Source organism: Dietzia natronolimnaea, assembly GCF_002289575.1.
Taxonomy (GTDB): domain Bacteria; phylum Actinomycetota; class Actinomycetes; order Mycobacteriales; family Mycobacteriaceae; genus Dietzia; species Dietzia natronolimnaea_A.
Genome location: NZ_NTGA01000014.1, coordinates 1 through 15,559, shown reverse-complemented (window position 1 = coordinate 15,559; position 15,559 = coordinate 1). Strand labels below are relative to the sequence as shown.

The 15,559-nt window shown below is 70.5% G+C and carries 16 protein-coding genes; 14 read left to right on the top strand and 2 right to left on the bottom strand.

The window, feature by feature from the left end:
* The first annotated feature begins 85 nt into the window (after nucleotides 1–85).
* From ftsH to CEY15_RS07655, 12 genes are all read left to right on the top strand, one after another.
* A complete protein-coding gene (ftsH, locus tag CEY15_RS07710) occupies nucleotides 86–2,611 on the top strand; it encodes an ATP-dependent zinc metalloprotease FtsH (protein ID WP_095717944.1) in 2,526 nt (841 codons plus the stop codon).
* A 32-nt stretch (nucleotides 2,612–2,643) separates the two neighbouring features.
* On the top strand, nucleotides 2,644–3,267 hold the full coding sequence (gene folE, locus CEY15_RS07705) for a GTP cyclohydrolase I FolE (protein ID WP_017835949.1): 624 nt from the start codon (nucleotides 2,644–2,646) through the stop codon (nucleotides 3,265–3,267).
* Nucleotides 3,268–3,326: 59 nt separating this feature from the next.
* Nucleotides 3,327–4,148, top strand: coding sequence for a dihydropteroate synthase (gene folP / locus CEY15_RS07700; RefSeq protein WP_095718036.1), 822 nt, complete (start codon nucleotides 3,327–3,329; stop codon nucleotides 4,146–4,148).
* On the top strand, nucleotides 4,148–4,540 hold the full coding sequence (folB, locus tag CEY15_RS07695) for a dihydroneopterin aldolase (RefSeq protein ID WP_095718035.1): 393 nt from the start codon (nucleotides 4,148–4,150) through the stop codon (nucleotides 4,538–4,540). The genes folP and folB overlap by 1 nt, the downstream gene beginning before the upstream one ends.
* Nucleotides 4,537–5,061, top strand: a complete 525-nt coding sequence (gene folK, locus CEY15_RS07690) for a 2-amino-4-hydroxy-6-hydroxymethyldihydropteridine diphosphokinase (RefSeq protein WP_095717943.1) — start codon at nucleotides 4,537–4,539, stop codon at nucleotides 5,059–5,061. The genes folB and folK overlap by 4 nt, the downstream gene beginning before the upstream one ends.
* 1 nt (nucleotide 5,062) lies before the next feature.
* On the top strand, nucleotides 5,063–5,539 hold the full coding sequence (locus CEY15_RS07685) for a DUF3180 domain-containing protein (protein ID WP_095717942.1): 477 nt from the start codon (nucleotides 5,063–5,065) through the stop codon (nucleotides 5,537–5,539).
* Nucleotides 5,540–5,644: 105 nt separating this feature from the next.
* Entirely contained in the window at nucleotides 5,645–6,577 is a 933-nt protein-coding gene (locus tag CEY15_RS07680) for a DUF6779 domain-containing protein (RefSeq protein ID WP_095717941.1), read from the top strand.
* Between the two features lie 171 nt (nucleotides 6,578–6,748).
* Nucleotides 6,749–7,702 (top strand): Rossmann-like and DUF2520 domain-containing protein, encoded by a 954-nt coding sequence (locus CEY15_RS07675; protein ID WP_095718034.1) that lies wholly within the window; start codon nucleotides 6,749–6,751, stop codon nucleotides 7,700–7,702.
* Complete coding sequence (gene panC, locus CEY15_RS07670; RefSeq protein ID WP_095717940.1) at nucleotides 7,699–8,685, top strand: pantoate--beta-alanine ligase; 987 nt, start codon at nucleotides 7,699–7,701, stop codon at nucleotides 8,683–8,685. The genes CEY15_RS07675 and panC overlap by 4 nt, the downstream gene beginning before the upstream one ends.
* Nucleotides 8,686–9,111 carry an aspartate 1-decarboxylase gene (panD, locus tag CEY15_RS07665; protein ID WP_095717939.1) on the top strand — a complete coding sequence of 142 codons (426 nt, stop codon included), beginning with the start codon at nucleotides 8,686–8,688 and terminating at the stop codon, nucleotides 9,109–9,111.
* 16 nt (nucleotides 9,112–9,127) lie between these two features.
* Nucleotides 9,128–9,898, top strand: a complete 771-nt coding sequence (locus tag CEY15_RS07660; protein WP_095717938.1) for a type III pantothenate kinase — start codon at nucleotides 9,128–9,130, stop codon at nucleotides 9,896–9,898.
* 33 nt (nucleotides 9,899–9,931) lie between these two features.
* Nucleotides 9,932–10,594 (top strand): TMEM175 family protein, encoded by a 663-nt coding sequence (locus CEY15_RS07655; RefSeq protein WP_245847383.1) that lies wholly within the window; start codon nucleotides 9,932–9,934, stop codon nucleotides 10,592–10,594.
* A 68-nt stretch (nucleotides 10,595–10,662) separates the two neighbouring features.
* On the opposite strand, the gene ygiD is transcribed toward CEY15_RS07655, so the two are convergent.
* Complete coding sequence (ygiD, locus tag CEY15_RS07650) at nucleotides 10,663–11,454, bottom strand: 4,5-DOPA dioxygenase extradiol (RefSeq protein WP_095717936.1); 792 nt, start codon at nucleotides 11,452–11,454, stop codon at nucleotides 10,663–10,665.
* A gap of 250 nt (nucleotides 11,455–11,704) precedes the next feature.
* Here ygiD and CEY15_RS07645 point away from each other — a divergent pair, with 250 nt between their 5' ends.
* Both CEY15_RS07645 and glsA read left to right on the top strand, forming a co-directional pair.
* The gene (locus tag CEY15_RS07645) at nucleotides 11,705–12,121 is read left to right on the top strand and encodes a rhodanese-like domain-containing protein (RefSeq protein ID WP_245847380.1); all 417 of its coding nucleotides are present in this window, start codon (nucleotides 11,705–11,707) and stop codon (nucleotides 12,119–12,121) included.
* A 46-nt stretch (nucleotides 12,122–12,167) separates the two neighbouring features.
* Entirely contained in the window at nucleotides 12,168–13,106 is a 939-nt protein-coding gene (glsA, locus tag CEY15_RS07640; protein WP_095717934.1) for a glutaminase A, read from the top strand.
* A 151-nt stretch (nucleotides 13,107–13,257) separates the two neighbouring features.
* Here the strand turns inward: glsA and CEY15_RS07635 are convergent, their stop codons facing one another.
* Nucleotides 13,258–15,021 (bottom strand): hypothetical protein, encoded by a 1,764-nt coding sequence (locus tag CEY15_RS07635; RefSeq protein ID WP_141244223.1) that lies wholly within the window; start codon nucleotides 15,019–15,021, stop codon nucleotides 13,258–13,260.
* Nucleotides 15,022–15,559 lie beyond the last annotated feature (538 nt).

Here is a 15,559-nt window from a genome sequence, read left to right as displayed (position 1 = left end):
ACGTCGCGCACGAGACATCGGGCGGGACGTCGCGCACCACCAGGCCCGCCGACCGGTAGGGCTGTCCTTCGCATCCGAGGACCGAATGGAACGCAAGAGCAACACCGTCTTCCGCAACGTGGCGATCGCGGGCGTCATCATCCTGGCGATCGTCGGGTTCTCGTTCTTCGCGAACGACGAGCGGGGCTACACCGAGGTCGACACCTCGGTGGCACTCGCCCAGATCGACGCGGGCAATATCCGGGAGGCGACGATCGAGGACCGGGAGCAGCAGCTCCGGCTCACCCTCGAGTCGCCGATCACCCCGGAGGAGGGTGCGGACGAGACCGATCAGGTGCTCGCCAAGTATCCGGAGGGGGCGGCGGAACAGATCTTCGACCGGATCGCCGCCGCCGAACCCGAGAACTTCAACACCACGGTGACGCAGCAGGGCTTCCTCACCCAGATGCTGTCGTTCCTGCTGCCCATGCTCATCCTCTTCGGGCTGCTGTTCTACTTCATGTCCCGGATGCAGGGGGGCAAGGGCGGCCTGTTCGGCGTCGGCAAGTCGCGGGCTGTCGAGTTCACCAAGGACATGCCCCAGACCACCTTCGCCGACGTCGCGGGTGAGGACGAGGCGGTGGAGGAGCTCAACGAGATCAAGGACTTCCTCCAGAACCCGGCACGCTACGAACGACTGGGCGCCAAGATCCCCCGCGGTGTCCTGCTCTACGGGCCGCCCGGGACGGGCAAGACCCTGCTCGCGCGAGCGGTGGCCGGGGAGGCCGGCGTTCCGTTCTTCTCGATCTCCGGGTCGGATTTCGTCGAGATGTTCGTGGGCGTCGGCGCCTCGCGCGTCCGCGACCTGTTCGAGAAGGCCAAGCAGAACGCGCCCTGCATCGTGTTCGTCGACGAGATCGACGCGGTCGGCCGGCACCGCGGCTCCGGGACGGGTGGCGGCCACGACGAGCGCGAGCAGACCCTCAACCAGCTCCTCGTCGAGATGGACGGGTTCAGTGACCGCGAGACGGTCATCATGATCGCGGCGACCAACCGGCCCGACGTGCTCGATCCGGCCCTGCTGCGCCCCGGACGGTTCGACCGGCAGGTGCCGGTGACCAACCCGGATCTGCGCGGGCGCGAGTCGATCCTCGCCGTCCACTCGGTGGGCAAACCCTTGGCCGCCGACGTGGACATGAAGTCCTTGGCCCGCCGCACGATCGGCATGTCCGGGGCCGACCTGGCCAACGTGCTCAACGAGGGCGCGCTGCTGGCGGCGCGGATGGGTCGGGACGAGATCTCGACCGACATCCTCGAGGAGGCCACCGACCGGGTGGTGGGCGGTCCCCGTCGCAAGCACCGCGTGATCAGCGAGCACGAGAAGAAGGTCACCGCCTACCACGAGTCAGGTCACGCCCTGGCCGCGTGGGCGATGGAGGATCTGGAGCCGGTCCACAAGGTCACGATCCTCGCGCGCGGCCGGACCGGCGGTCACGCCCTGGTCGTCCCGGAGGACGACAAGTCCCTCATGACACGTGCGGACATGATCGCCCGCATCGTCATGGCCATGGGCGGCCGTGCGGCCGAGGAGTACGTCTTCGGCGAACCGACCTCCGGCGCCAGCTCGGACATCGAACAGGCCACCAGGATCGCCCGCACGATGGTCGCCGAGTACGGGATGAGTTCCAAGCTGGGCGCGGTCAAGTACGGCGGCGAGGGCGGGGACCCGTTCCTCGGACGCGGCGGCGGCGCGGGGTCCGAGTACTCCCCGGAGGTGGCCAAGGCCATCGACGACGAGGTCCGCAGGATCATCGACGCCGCGCACTCCGAGGCGTGGCGGGTCCTCGAGTCCAACAGGGACGTGCTCGACGCGATCGCGGCGGAGTTGCTGGAGAAGGAGACGCTACGCCAGGACGACCTCGAGCGACTGTTCGCGGATGTGGTCAAGCGTCCGAGAATCACGGAGTTCGACGACTTCTCCGGTCGCGTCCCCTCGACCCGGCCGCCCGTCAAGACGCCGGGTGAGCTGGCGAAGGAGCGCGGTGAGCCGTGGCCGCCCCCGGTGAGTGACCCCTTCGCGATGCCCGTCCTGCCGGCGAGCCGTGACAACGGGGACGCCGGCCAGGACGGGGACACCGGTCAGGACTCGGGCCGGGGTCCGGTGGACCAGACCGGACGCGGCCGGGAGTCGGTCCCTGCGGGAGCCTCACCGACCGGGTCACCCGGGATCCCGGCTTACGGCACGCCACCGCCGCCCGGGTGGTCGGCCCCCGGCTGGCCGCCGCCGGGAGCGTCCCCGGGTGCGTCCTCTGGTGCGTCGCAGAGCGCGCCGACGGGTGCGGGCCGGGCACCGGTCACGCGGCCGGGCGGCGGCGCGGCACCCGACGAAGACCGGCCCCGGAGCGCGACGTATGGTCCGAGCGGAGCCGAGACCACCCGACTCCCGGCCGCGCCCGCCGAGCCGGAGCAACCGGACGTCGATCCCGAGCACACCGGAGACCGGGACGAGTCGCCGTCCGGTCGGTCGACCCGGGCGTGGTCGGCGGTGGACGGTGACGGGCGCCGGAGCGGGTCCCGCCGTCGTGAGGACAAGGAACCCGGGTGGCGGGCCCCGTGGGAACGTGACGACTGACCACCGGTCGGTTTCGTGCGAGAAGAGGATTGATGACGACCCCTGACCACATCCCCGCGGCAAACGCCCGGTCGGTGTCCGCCGGCCGGGTGTTCGATGCCGAGCGCGCCGAGGCGGCGGTCCGGGAACTGCTGATCGCCGTGGGTGAGGACCCGGAGCGCGAGGGCCTCCAGGACACCCCTGCGCGCGTCGCACGGGCGTACCGGGAGGTGTTCGCGGGGCTCTACACCGACCCTGCGGACGTGTTGTCCAAGACCTTCAACGAGGACCACCGGGAACTGGTCCTGGTGCGGGACATCCCCATCTATTCCACCTGCGAGCACCACCTGGTGCCGTTCCACGGGGTGGCACACATCGGCTACATCCCGGGGCGCTCGGGTGCGGTGACCGGGCTGAGCAAGCTCGCCCGGCTCGTCGACCTCTACGCCAAGCGGCCGCAGGTGCAGGAACGCCTGACCAGCCAGGTCGCCGACGCCCTGGTGGACAAGCTCCAGCCCACCGGGGTCCTCGTGGTGATCGAGTGCGAACACCTGTGCATGAGCATGCGCGGGATCCGCAAGCCGGGCTCCGTCACCACCACCTCCGCGGTCCGGGGCAGCATGCGGTCCAATGCCTCCACCAGGGCGGAGGCACTCGGCCTCCTGCGGGGTACGTGAACCACCCGGCCGCTCCGACGCGCCCCGCCGTGCTGTCGCGCCCGGGCCGCTGTGCGGTGATGGGCATCGTCAACGTCACGGAGGACTCGTTCTCCGACGGGGGGCGTCACCTCGCCCCGGAGGCTGCCCTCGCCCACGCCCGGCGACTGGTCTCGGAGGGGGCCGACCTCCTCGACGTCGGCGGGGAGTCCACGAGACCGGGGGCGATCCGGGTCGACCGGACCGACGAGGCGGACCGCGTGATCCCCCTCGTCCGCGCACTCGTGGAGGACGGGGTCACGGTCTCGGTCGACACCATGCGCGCCTCGGTCGCCGCCGAGGCCCTCGAGTCCGGCGCGGCGCTGATCAACGACGTCTCCGGTGGCCTAGCCGATTCCGGGATGCTGCCGGTCGTCGCCCGACACGGCTGCCCCGTGGTGCTCATGCACTGGGTGTCGCCCGACCAGTACCGGGCGGGCGCCGGAGGCCGCGCCGACTACGGCGGGGACGTGGTGACCTCGGTCCGTGACCACCTCTCGCGCCGAGCCGATGCGGCGGTGTCCGCCGGGGTCGACGCGGGCTCGATCGTGCTGGACCCCGGGCTGGGGTTCGCCAAGAACGCCGCCGACAACTGGGCGCTGCTCCACCGGCTCGACGCCCTCACCGAACTGGGGTTCCCGGTGTTGGTCGCCGCGTCGCGCAAGCGCTTCCTCGGTGCGCTCCTCGCGGATTCCGCGGGTGTACCCCGCGGCGTGGCCGGCCGGGACCCCGCGACGGCGGCCGTCACCGCACTGGCCGCGGCGGCCGGGGCGTGGGCCGTGCGCGTCCACGACGTGCCGCCGAGCGTCGACGCCGTCCGGGTGGCCGCCGCATGGGCGGCCGGAACACCGGGGGAGGACTGATGGCGGACCGGATCGAACTCAGGGGCCTGCGGGTGCGCGGCCACCACGGGGTCTTCGAGCACGAGCGGCACGACGGTCAGGACTTCCTCGTCGACCTTGTCCTGTGGACCGACTTCTCCGTGGCCGCGGCGTCCGACGATCTGGCCGACACCGTCGACTACGGTGCGTTGGCGCTGTTCGCCCGGGACGTGGTGTCCGGGGTCCCCCGCGACCTGATCGAGACGGTGGCCTCGCAGATCGCCGACGGGGTCATGGACCTGGCCCCCCACGCGCACGCGGTCGAGGTGACCGTGCACAAGCCCCAGGCGCCCATCCCCGCCGAGTTCGCGGACGTCGCGGTGGTGGCCAGACGATCGCGTGGGCACGAGGACGAACCGGGTGCGGACCGGTGACCTGCCGGGCCGTCCTGTCGATCGGCGGAAACCACGGTGACTCACTCGAGTTCCTCCGTGGTGTGGTGGCCGCCGCCGCCGGAGCGGGCACCCTCCGCGACGTGTCGTCGGTCTACGCCACCCCTCCGTGGGGCGGGGTGGAGCAGGACGACTTCCTCAACGCGGTTCTCGTCGTCGAACACCCGGGTTCCCCCCGCGACGTGCTCGACTGGGGACTCGCGCAGGAGCGGGCCGCGGGCCGCACCCGCCGGGTCCGGTGGGGGCCGCGGTCCCTCGACGTGGACGTGGTGTCCGCCGAGGTGGACGGTGTGACGGTGAGGTCCCGGGACGACCGTCTGACCCTGCCCCACCCCCGGGCGGCCGAGCGCGCGTTCGTCCTGGTCCCCTGGTCGGAGATCGAACCGCGTGCCCGGTTGGACGGCACGCCCCTCTCGGCCCACCTCGATGCCCTCGATCCCGCGGAAGTGTGCGCGATCCGGCGCACGCGCGACCGGCTGGCCCCCGAAGGGTGGGTCCGCTGACATGTCCCGTATCGCGGTGTCCACCCTCGCCCTGGTCGCGCTCGTGGCCGGCGTGGCCGCCTACTTCCTCACGGGTTCGTTTCTCGGGTCACTGCCTCCGCTCGGGTGGGGCTGGGTCACGCTGCCGGTGGTGGCGGTGATCGACTTCCTGCTGGCGCTCCGCGTCCGATCCGCGATCTCCGACGGCGGCGTGGGCCAGGACCGCAGCCAGATGCACCCGGTGACGATCGCGCGGTGCGCAGCCCTCGGGCAGGCGTCGGCGGTCCTGGGAGCAGCGGCCGGTGGCCTGGGAACCGGGCTGGTCCTGTACTTCCTGCCCAGGCTGGGCGAGCTGGCCGCGGCCGGTGACGAGCTGCCGGTGTCCGTGGCGGTGCTGGTGTCGGGGGCGGTGCTCGTGGGCGCGGGACTGTTCCTCGAGGCGGCCTGCGAGACCCCTCCCTCCGACGACGACCTCGGGGGACTGGCCCAGTCGACCTGACCGGCCCGACCTGACCGGCCCGGCGGGACCGCGAGCGCCGGGCATCTCGACGAACACGCGCAAGTTACCCGTGTGACTAGTGGTTCTCCGCGTATCATCCCGGGCATGAGTTCCGACGGCGCGATCGACAAACCCCGATCCGTCCGCCCCGCTCGTGGTGACGACCGCGGCCTGGCGGGCATCGCTCTCGGCGCCCTCCTGGTGCTCGCGCTCGTCGCGACCGTCGTGATGGTCTTCTCGGACGATCCGGTGTGGATGCGGATCGGCACCCTCGCGGCACTCTGGGCGGCGTTCATCGGGGCCTTCCTCGTGGCCCGCTACAGGCGACAGGCCGCGGCCGAGGCCGCCCGGGTCCGCGACCTGCACACGGTGTACGAACTTCAGCTCGAGCGTGAGATCTCGGCGCGTCGCGAACACGAGCTCGTGGTGGAGAAGGATCTCCGCGACTCCGTGCGAGCGGAGACCACCGATTCGATCCGCGCACTCCGCCACGAGATCGCCGCGTTGCGCGACCAGCTCGGGCAGTTGGGTGTCACGCTGAACGACGAGCGTCCCGCTGTGGGTGGCGACACCGCCGCCGGGGAGCTGGGCGCCGGGGTGTCCCTGCCGTCGGTGCCGTCCGAGCGGGTCGAACCCCGCCGTCGGGCCCCGGAACCGACCGTTACCGGCGTCGGTCGTGACGTCACCCCGAGCACCGAGCGCACCGAGAAGCTCTCGCCGGTCGAGGCGGAGACGGCGCGCCCCGCAGGCGCCCAGGACGGGCCGCCCCGCGGCCCGGCCGTCCGGCCGGTCGCGCGTCCGAGGTCGGAAGCCACGACGACGGCGGAGACGTCGTCCGGGTCCGACACGCCGACGCAGCGGCCCACGGAATCCGACACGCCGACCCCGCGGTCGCCGAGGACCGAACCGCCGTCCGCAGAGTCGGGGCCGCACAGCCGACACGGCGAGGGGGGCGGGCTCTCCGTGGCCGAGCTCATGGCCCGCTTCGGCGACGACGCCCCCGGGCGTGGGCGCCGCCACCGCCGCTCGTCGGACTGAGGCGGACTGAGTCGGACTGAGGCGGGTTCTCGATCCGCTCCGGGCCGTCCGTGTGAGGTGCGCCACTCGGACGTGCCCCGATCCCCGGGGGCGACTAGTCTCGCCCCCGAGAAGTCTGGGACCCGTCATCCGCACGGGCCTGGAACGGATTGAGCACTGGAGCACCTCATGATGTCCGAGTTCGGCGTCACCGGGACCACCCCTGCCCGCCTGTCGATCGGCCTCGTGTCCGCGGGACGCGTGGGCACCGCGATCGGCGCGGCGCTCGAACGGCGGGGACACGTGGTCTCCGCGGTCGTCGCGCGGTCCGACCGCTCGCAGGATCTGGCCTCCCGCCGCCTGCCGGACGCGCGGCTGGCCGATCCGGTCGAGGTGGCCGGAGCCGGGGAACTGCTGATCCTCGCGGTACCCGACACGGCGCTGCCGGCAGTGGTCGGGGACCTCGCCGCCGCCGACGCCTTCCGTCCCGGTCACATCGTGGTCCACGTGGCCGGCGCGATCGGTGCGGACGTGCTCCGCCCCGCCGCGGACGCCGGCGCGGTGGTCGTGGCGGCCCACCCCGCGATGACCTTCACGGGGGGCGATGCGGACATCGAGCGCATGGAGGGCTGCTCGTGGGCCCTGACCTCGCCGGACGAGGTGGGTCTCGTCGTCGGACAGATGTTGGTGATGGAGACGGGTGGACTGCCCGTCACCGTCGCCGAATCCCACCGCGCCCTCTACCACGCCGCACTCGCGCACGGCGCCAACCACCTGGTCACGCTGGTCAACGACGCCGCCGAGGCGCTCGCGGCGTCGTTCTCGGTCCTCCCAGGTGGTGGGGTCCAGGGTGACCCGGACGGCATGCTCGGCTCGGACGCCGGGGCGCTCGCCCGTCGCACCCTCGAGCCGCTGCTGCGGGCAGCCCTCGACAACGTCCTTGCCGCGGGGGACTCGGCGCTCACCGGTCCGGTCATGCGGGGCGACGCGGTGACCGTCTCGCGCCATCTCGACGCTCTCGAGGACGTCGACGGCGGAATCGCCGCCGGATACCGCGCGCTCGCGTTGCGGACCGCGGATCGGTGTGGGGCCGGCCGCGACGTCACCGACCTCCTGGCCCCCGACCTGACGGAGCAGCTGCGATGACCGCGTCGACCCTTCCCGTCCGGACGGCGGTCCCCGGTCGACCGGGAACCGGGTACAACCGGGGCGAGTTGACCATCCACCACGAGCCCGAGTCCCTGCACGCGGTCACCCGCTCACTGCGCAAGGTCGGCAGGCAGATCACCTTCGTCCCCACGATGGGCGCGCTGCACGAGGGGCACCTGGCGCTCGTCGAGGCGGCCCGCCGGACCCCGGGGTCCGTGGTGGTGGTGTCGATCTTCGTCAATCCTCTGCAGTTCGGACCCGGGGAGGACCTCGACGCCTACCCCCGGACCCTGGACGAGGACGTGGCCAGGCTGGCCGCGGCCGGCGTCGAGCTGGTCCTGGCCCCGAGCGCCGCGGCGATGTACCCGAACGGGCCGAGGACCACGGTGCTGCCCGGGCCGACGGGTGACATCCTCGACGGTGCCGCCCGCCCCGGCCACTTCGCCGGGATGCTCACCGTGGTGGCCAAGCTGTTCAACATCGTCGCCCCTCACCAGGCCTTCTTCGGCGAGAAGGACTACCAGCAGCTCGTCCTGATCCGTCAGATGGTGGCTGATCTGGACATGGACGTCCGGGTGGTGGGTGTCCCCACCGTCCGGGAGTCCGACGGCCTGGCCATGAGCTCCCGCAACCGCTACCTCTCGGAGGACGAGCGGGAGCTGGCCACCACCCTCAACGCGGCGCTCGTGGCGGGGACGTTCGCGGCCAAGGGCGGTCGGCAGGCGGTGCTCGACGCCGCCCGCGCGGTCCTGGCCGAGCGCCCGCAGATCTCCGTCGACTACCTCGAACTCCGGGCGGGCGACCTCGGCGAGCCACCGGAGGAGGGCCCGGGACGTCTCCTGGTGGCGGCCCGGATCGGATCCGCCCGCCTCATCGACAACGTCGGCGTGGCCATCGGCACGGGATTCCTCGCCGCCGCCGAGGCGACCGTCGCCGCCCAGCAGGCCGAGTTGGCCGCAGATCTCAAGGAAGGCCTCTAGATGCAGCGCACCATGCTCCACTCCAAGATCCACCGGGCGACCGTGACCCAGGCCGACCTGCACTACGTGGGCTCCTGCACCATCGACGCGGATCTCATGGACGCCGCGGACCTGCTCGAGGGGCAGCAGATCGACATCGTCGACATCGACAACGGCGCACGCCTGACCACCTACGCCATCACCGGCGAGCGCGGTTCGGGGGTCATCAGCATCAACGGCGCGGCCGCGCACCTGGTCCATCCCGGCGATCTGGTGATCATCATCGCCTACGCGGTGATGGAGGACGCCGAGGCGCGCGCCTACTCGCCGCGCGTCGTGTTCGTCGACCCCCACAACCGGATGCTCACGGAGGGCACCGACCCGGCGGACGTCCCCGCGGGGTCGGGGCTGAAGAACCCGCGCGTCCCCGAGCCCGTCACCGTCTAGGTGCCGGGATAGGGCCGTGTTACTCACCGTCGACGTCGGCAACACCCACATCCGCCTGGGCGTCTTCCCCCCGGACGGCGGGCCGCTCGAGCGCACCTGGAGCATGCGGACGTCGCCGGCGGTGACCTCCGACGAGCTGGCGTTGACCATCCGGGGCCTGCTCGGGGACTGCGCCGGGCGCCTGTCGGGTATCTCGGCGATGTCGGTGGTGCCCTCGGTGACCGGCGAGTTGCGTCGGATGGCCGCCGACTACTGGCCCGGGCTCCACGCGGTCGTGGTGGCTCCCGGCGTGAAGACCGGCGTACCGCTCCTCGTGGACAGTCCCCGGGAGGTGGGATCCGACAGGGTCGTCAACGCCCTGGCCGCCCACACCTTGTTCGAGGGCGCGGTGATCGTCGTCGACGTGGACACGGCGACCACGGTCGACGCCGTCTCCGCGCGCGGCGAGTTGCTGGGCGGGGCGATCGCACCCGGGATCGACATCTCCGTGGACGCGCTGGCCGAGCGCGCGGCGGCGTTGCGGAAGATCGAGGTGGTGCGGCCCCGGACTGCGCTGGGCAAGAACACCGTGGCCGCGCTGCAGGCCGGGATCGTGATCGGGTTCGCCGGTCAGATCGACGCCCTGGTCGACCGCCTGCGGACGGACGTCGCCCAACTGTCCGACGCGGCGGTGGTGCTGACCGGACTGCGGGCGGACGTGGTGTCCGAGGAGTCGCGCACCATCACCGACGTGGAACCGGAACTCGCCCTCGAGGGTCTGCGGCTGGTGTTCGAGAAGAACGCCTGACTGACGCCCCGGGCCGATGGCATGCTGTCCGACATGGGCGGGAGCGGTCGGGAGAGGACCGATGACGACGAGGTGATCCGCAGGGACACCTCCGAGTTCGACCGCGGACTGTCCTTCTTCGACGCCATCTACGGCTTCGCCGTGACGCTGCTCATCGTGAACGTCGACCTGCCGGAGCCGCAGGCGTGGCGGGACCTCGGTTCCCTGGCGGCATCCGGGGTGGGGCAGCAGTTGCTCGGGGTCGCGTTGAGCTTCGTGGTGATCTGTGCGCTGTGGCGGGTCAACGTCAGGATGATCAAGAGGCTGACCGGTCTCGACGGCCCGATGGTGTTCGGCAACCTCCTGGCCACGGGCCTGGTGATCCTGGTGCCGTTCACCACCGATGCGATCAGCAACCCGGCCACGGCGGATCTGGCTCTGCCGACCGCGCTCTACGCCGTGAACATCGCCGGGGTCGCCCTCGCCCAGGCCGCGGTGTACCAACGAGGTCGCGCGGCCGGACTGGAACGCCGCCCCACGTCCTCGAGGGAGAACAGCCTGGTGCTGCTCGCGGCGACCACCACCCCGGCGGTGTTCCTGGCGTCGGTCCCCGTGGCGCTGACGGTCGGCGCCGCGGCGGCCCAGTTCATGTGGGTGTCGTTGATCGTGCTGCTGCCGTTGACGGGACGACTCGCGAATCGGGCGAGAGGGACCTGACGGCGGGTGTCGGCCGCCACGGGCCCCGCGCTGCGGCCGGGTCGGCGGAGCCACGCGGTGAGGTGGGTTCAGGCGGCAGAGCGGTAACTCGTCATGGAGACCGACCCCCAGGCGTACCCCTCGCTGAAGGCGTCGAGTTTCTCGCCGGACCCGGCGGCCATTCCCGCCGTGTATAGCAGGGGCAGGAAGTGGTCGGCACTGGGCACGGCCAGTCCGGCGTCGGGGTGGTCGAGCAGCGACACCGCGTCCTCGGGTCGGTCGGTGAGCAGCGCCCGGGCGTGGTCGTCGAACCGGTGCGCCCAGTCGGTGCCCGAGTCGCCGAGGGACGGGTCGACGGCGGCCAGGTTGTGCACGACGTTGCCGCTGGCCAGGATCAGGACTCCCGAGTCCCGCAGCGCCGAGAGCCTGGTGCCCAGGTCGAAGTGGTAGTCGGCGGGTTTCGAGGCGTCGACCGACAACTGCGCCACCGGCACGTCGGCGTCGGGGAAGACGTGGGCCAGGACGGACCACGTGCCGTGATCGAGTCCCCACGAGTCGCGGTCCTCGCCGACCCAGGTGGGACGGACCACCTCGGCCACCTCGGACGCGAGTTCGGGCGCGCCGGCGGCCGGGTAGTCGAACTCGTTGAGTTCCCGGGGAAAGCCGTAGAAGTCGTGGATCGTCCGGGGGTGCGCCATCGTGGTCACCGCCGTGGCGCCGATGTACCAGTGGGCCGAGACGGCGAGCACGGCCCGGGGGCGTTCGGGGAGTGCGGCTCCGAGCGCAGCCCACTGTCGGGTCCACTGGTTGTCCTCCAGCGCGTTGAGGGGGACGCCGTGTCCGATGAAGACGGCGGGCTGGCGCGAGGGTGTGGTGGTCATGATGCTCCTTTACTCCACCTATATGATGCATCAACTAACCGCAGCGCGCCAGCGGGTGGGGGGGCGGGGCGGCCGGGAGCGCTCGCCCTTGCGGTAGATAGACCGGTCTGTCTATTATCGTGGTCATGAACGCACGTCGAATGCCCTCGGCCGGTCCGGTGGCGTCCGCACGTGCGCAGCACTGGTGTCCCCGACCGGCAGCGACCCCCTCGACCGCACCCACCGGGACCCGCCTCACCAGGAGCGCCAGATGACCTCTCTCGCCGTCACCCTCACCGACCCCGCCGCCCGCACGCTGGACGTGGCGGACTACCGCACCACCGTGGAGGCGGGGGCGCTCGTGGTGGACATCCGCTCGCGGGTCCAGCGCGAGCGACAGGGCGTGCTGGCGGGCGCGGTCGCCGTCGAGGCCCGTCCCGTCGTCGAGCTCCTCGATCCCCGCTCGCCGTCCCCGCTCGCCACCGTGGAGAAGGGCCGCGAGGTGGTCCTGGTCAGTGACGACGGGCTCGACGCCGAACTGTTCGCGCTGGAGCTGCACTCCCGCGGCGTGCGAGGGGTGCGAGCGGTGGACGGGGGGCACGAGGCGATCCGGGCCGCGGGGGAGCTCGGCCTGCTCTCGGATGCGGAGCACCTGCTGCGCGAGCGTTCCGCGATCTCCGCCCACTGAGCCCGACCGGGGGCGCGCCGGCACCGACGCCGGTACGGTCGCGTCCATGACGGACCACATCTCGGCGGACCTGCTCGACGGCATTCTCGACGAGGTCCGCGATGACTCCTCGGGAGAGCTGGTCCCGCACCTGGGCGACTACGAACATCCGAACCCCGACGCCCTGGCGATCGCGGTGTGCGACCTCGGGGGCACCGTCGTCTCGGCGGGGGACGACGACATCCGCTTCGACCTGCAGTCCGCGTCGAAGCCGTTCGTGTACGCCCTGGCCCTGGACCAGAAGGGCGTCGACGAGGTGGCCAAGCGGATCGGGGTGGAACCCTCGGGTGAGGCGTTCAACGAGATCTCCCTGGAGGCCGGCACCGGACGGGCTCCCAACGGGCTGGTCAACGCCGGGGCCTTGGCCGCCCACGCCCTGGTGGGGGACACCGACGACGACGAGGTCTCCCGCTTCGAGCACATCCGCGCGCTGCTCTCCCGGCTCGTCGGGCGAGAGGTGGAGGTGGACGAGGAGATCGCCGACATCGAGGCGAAGAGCGCGCACCGCAACCAGGCGCTCGCGCACCTCCTCGCCGAGGAGGGCTCCCTCGCGGACGACCCCCACGAGGTGGTGGCGGGATACGGGCGCCAGTGCGCGGTCCGCGTGGACGTCCGCGAACTCGCCCACATGGCGGCCATGTTCGCCAACGGCGGGGTGATCCCCGGTAGCGACGAGCGGATCCTCGGGCGCAAGGCGGTGCGCTACGCCAACAGCGTGATGTTCACCTGCGGCATGTACGACGCGGCGGGCGACTGGGTGTACCAGGTGGGACTGCCCGCCAAGAGCGGGGTGTCTGGATGCCTGTTGGCGGTGGCGCCCGGCAAGTACGGCATCGCGGCGTACTCGCCGCGCCTGGACGAGCACGGCAACAGTATCCGGGCGGCGGCCGCCATCGAATCCCTGTCGGACAGGTTGGACCTCCACGTGCTCGACCACGTGGAATAAGGCTGTGGAGGAGATTCACGAATCCGTTCTGCTGTTTGGAATCGGCTTAGTTTGATCGACATGAATTCCTCGGAGCCGAAGTACTGCCGGATCTCCGGCCGGCGAGCGAGGCGCTCCGACCTCGGGCGCCGTTCTTCTGCGAATCGAATCCCTACGAACCGAACGAGCTTCCGCCGGCGGGAGTGGTTTCGTCGGAGGGGCCGGTGCCCCCACCGGCGGACTGCGGGCCGAGGAGGTGTGTAAGGGGTTGGCCCGCGCGATCGATGGCTTGCTGATCCACTGCGACAGCCCTGCCCTTCTCCGAAGGCGTCGGTGAGGGTAGTTCTTGCGGACGGCCCTTGGATACGTGGTAGTACTTGCTGGACCCGTACCCGAGCAGAATTGTCCCGTCCACCGGGTAGTACGAGAGGTATTGCCAGCGGCCACTCTTGCCCGCGTTCTCCGTGGCGACGAGGTCGATATTCGTGGCGGTTCGGGAGCCGCCAATGTTCGCCCAGTTGTAGACGCAGATGGGTGCTCCGCCAGCAATGACGAACACCGTTCCGTGGCCTGCCTTCCCGGGAGCTTGTCCAGAGACGACTGTGCCGTCAGCGGGTCGCCTCCGCAGGCGGTTCCAGACGCCGGTGCCGCCGGAGTTGTGGATTGCGGCGAGGGAGACGTTGGTGACTGGTTGGTTCTTGCCGACGTGGTCGAAGCTGGTGACGTAGATGGGTGCGCCGCCGGCGATGACGTAGACGGTTCCGTGCTCCGCGTGACCGGGTGCCTGTCCGGAAAGCAAGGTCCCGTTAGCTGGGAACTTGCGCAAGCGGTTCCAGACGCCGGTGCCGCCGGAGTTGTGGATTGCGGCGAGGGAGACGTTGGTGACTGGTTGGTTCTTGCCGACGTGGTCGAAGCTGGTGACGTAGATGGGTGCGCCGCCGGCGATGACGTAGACGGTTCCGTGCTCCGCGTGACCGGGTGCCTGTCCGGAAAGCAAGGTCCCGTTAGCTGGGAACTTGCGCAAGCGGTTCCAGACGCCGGTGCCGCCGGAGTTGTGGATTGCGGCGAGGGAGACGTTGGTGACTGGTTGGTTCTTGCCGACGTGGTCGAAGCTGGTGACGTAGATGGGTGCGCCGCCGGCGATGACGTAGACGGTTCCGTGCTCCGCGTGACCGGGTGCCTGTCCGGAAAGCAAGGTCCCGTTAGCTGGGAACTTGCGCAAGCGGTTCCAGACGCCGGTGCCGCCGGAGTTGTGGATTGCGGCGAGGGAGACGTTGGTGACTGGTTGGTTCTTGCCGACGTGGTCGAAGCTGGCGACGTAGATGGGTGCGCCGCCGGCGATGACGTAGACGGTTCGGTGCTCGGCGTGTCCAGGCGCTTGTCCGGAGACCAAAGTTCCGTTAAAGGGGTATCGGCGAAGACGAGCCCAAGGGCCGGACTCTCCAGCTCTGTGGATGGCCGCCAGATCGACATTGATTACTGGCTTGTTCTTGCCGACGTGGTCGAAGCTGGCGACGTAGATGGGTGCGCCCCCGGCGATGACGTAGACGGTTCCGTGCTCGCCGTGCCCTGGGGCCTGCCCGGAGATCAGCGTGCCGTCGGCAGGGTGAGCACGCAGGCCGTTAAACTCTTCGGCGGACAGTGCGCGTACCGGTTTCTCGCCCCCTAGGTGTGCCCACGTGGAGACATAAACGGGTGCGCCGCCGGCGATTCGATACACATGCCCTCCGTGGGAAACGAAATCGCCTTCTCCGATCGGGGCGGAACCGTCGAGCGTTCTGGGGCGTAGATACCCCGTTAGGTTGACCTTCGTCATAGTGATTACCTGCGCGTTTCCGCCGGTGTAAGGATGGGCATTGTTTGCACTCAGGAGCCGCAGGCTCCCGCCCAGGTCATCCAAGACAATGGCGACGTGGTTACGGTTGCTGTTCCACACGGCCAAGTCGCCTTTGCGGGCTCCGGCCCCTGCCCCCACCTTGTGATAGAGGGCCCCTGGGGCATTTCCGTACATTTGCCACCCGTTGCCGCCTATGAGCGATACACCACCGCAAACCTCCCGGTGGTAGATCTCGGCGAGCGCAGTGCATTGGCCATGGAGGGGAGAACCAGTTGGCTGTCCCGGGTACAGAGGAAATCTGTTGTTGTGTCGATTAACGAACGCGTCGACCCGGGAGTCCGCGTTGGCGATCCCTGAGCTACCGAGATTCAGTGCAACCGCCGCCAATGCCGAGGCGGAGAAAGCTGCAAATGCACGCCTTGACACCGCTGATCCATTCTTATTCATGACGCCAGCCTGTTCTCGAGTGGTCGGGTTGGTCCGCGTCTCAACAGTCTCGCAGCGAGCGAATGAATCAGATGTCCCCTAAACGCCTGATCAACTCCAGCAGCGGCCGAGTCGACGATTCCCCAGCGGGACGGCACCCGACGGGTTCGGCCCCGACGCCTAGCCCCGCTGATTCATGGAGTGTGAGGAC

Bases quoted from the DNA above. Each gene is read 5' to 3' on its own strand.
- CEY15_RS07655 (WP_245847383.1), top strand. From the start codon at position 9,932: ATGGGCGGGAGCGGTCGGGAGAGGACCGATGACGACGAGGTGATCCGC.
- CEY15_RS07685 (WP_095717942.1), top strand. From the start codon at position 5,063: ATGTCCCGTATCGCGGTGTCCACCCTCGCCCTGGTCGCGCTCGTGGCC.
- CEY15_RS07680 (WP_095717941.1), top strand. From the start codon at position 5,645: ATGAGTTCCGACGGCGCGATCGACAAACCCCGATCCGTCCGCCCCGCT.
- folE (WP_017835949.1), top strand. From the start codon at position 2,644: ATGACGACCCCTGACCACATCCCCGCGGCAAACGCCCGGTCGGTGTCC.
- panC (WP_095717940.1), top strand. From the start codon at position 7,699: ATGACCGCGTCGACCCTTCCCGTCCGGACGGCGGTCCCCGGTCGACCG.
- folB (WP_095718035.1), top strand. From the start codon at position 4,148: ATGGCGGACCGGATCGAACTCAGGGGCCTGCGGGTGCGCGGCCACCAC.
- panD (WP_095717939.1), top strand. From the start codon at position 8,686: ATGCAGCGCACCATGCTCCACTCCAAGATCCACCGGGCGACCGTGACC.
- folP (WP_095718036.1), top strand. From the start codon at position 3,327: ATGGGCATCGTCAACGTCACGGAGGACTCGTTCTCCGACGGGGGGCGT.
- ygiD (WP_095717936.1), bottom strand. From the start codon at position 11,454: ATGACCACCACACCCTCGCGCCAGCCCGCCGTCTTCATCGGACACGGC.
- glsA (WP_095717934.1), top strand. From the start codon at position 12,168: ATGACGGACCACATCTCGGCGGACCTGCTCGACGGCATTCTCGACGAG.
- CEY15_RS07675 (WP_095718034.1), top strand. From the start codon at position 6,749: ATGTCCGAGTTCGGCGTCACCGGGACCACCCCTGCCCGCCTGTCGATC.
- CEY15_RS07645 (WP_245847380.1), top strand. From the start codon at position 11,705: ATGACCTCTCTCGCCGTCACCCTCACCGACCCCGCCGCCCGCACGCTG.
- ftsH (WP_095717944.1), top strand. From the start codon at position 86: ATGGAACGCAAGAGCAACACCGTCTTCCGCAACGTGGCGATCGCGGGC.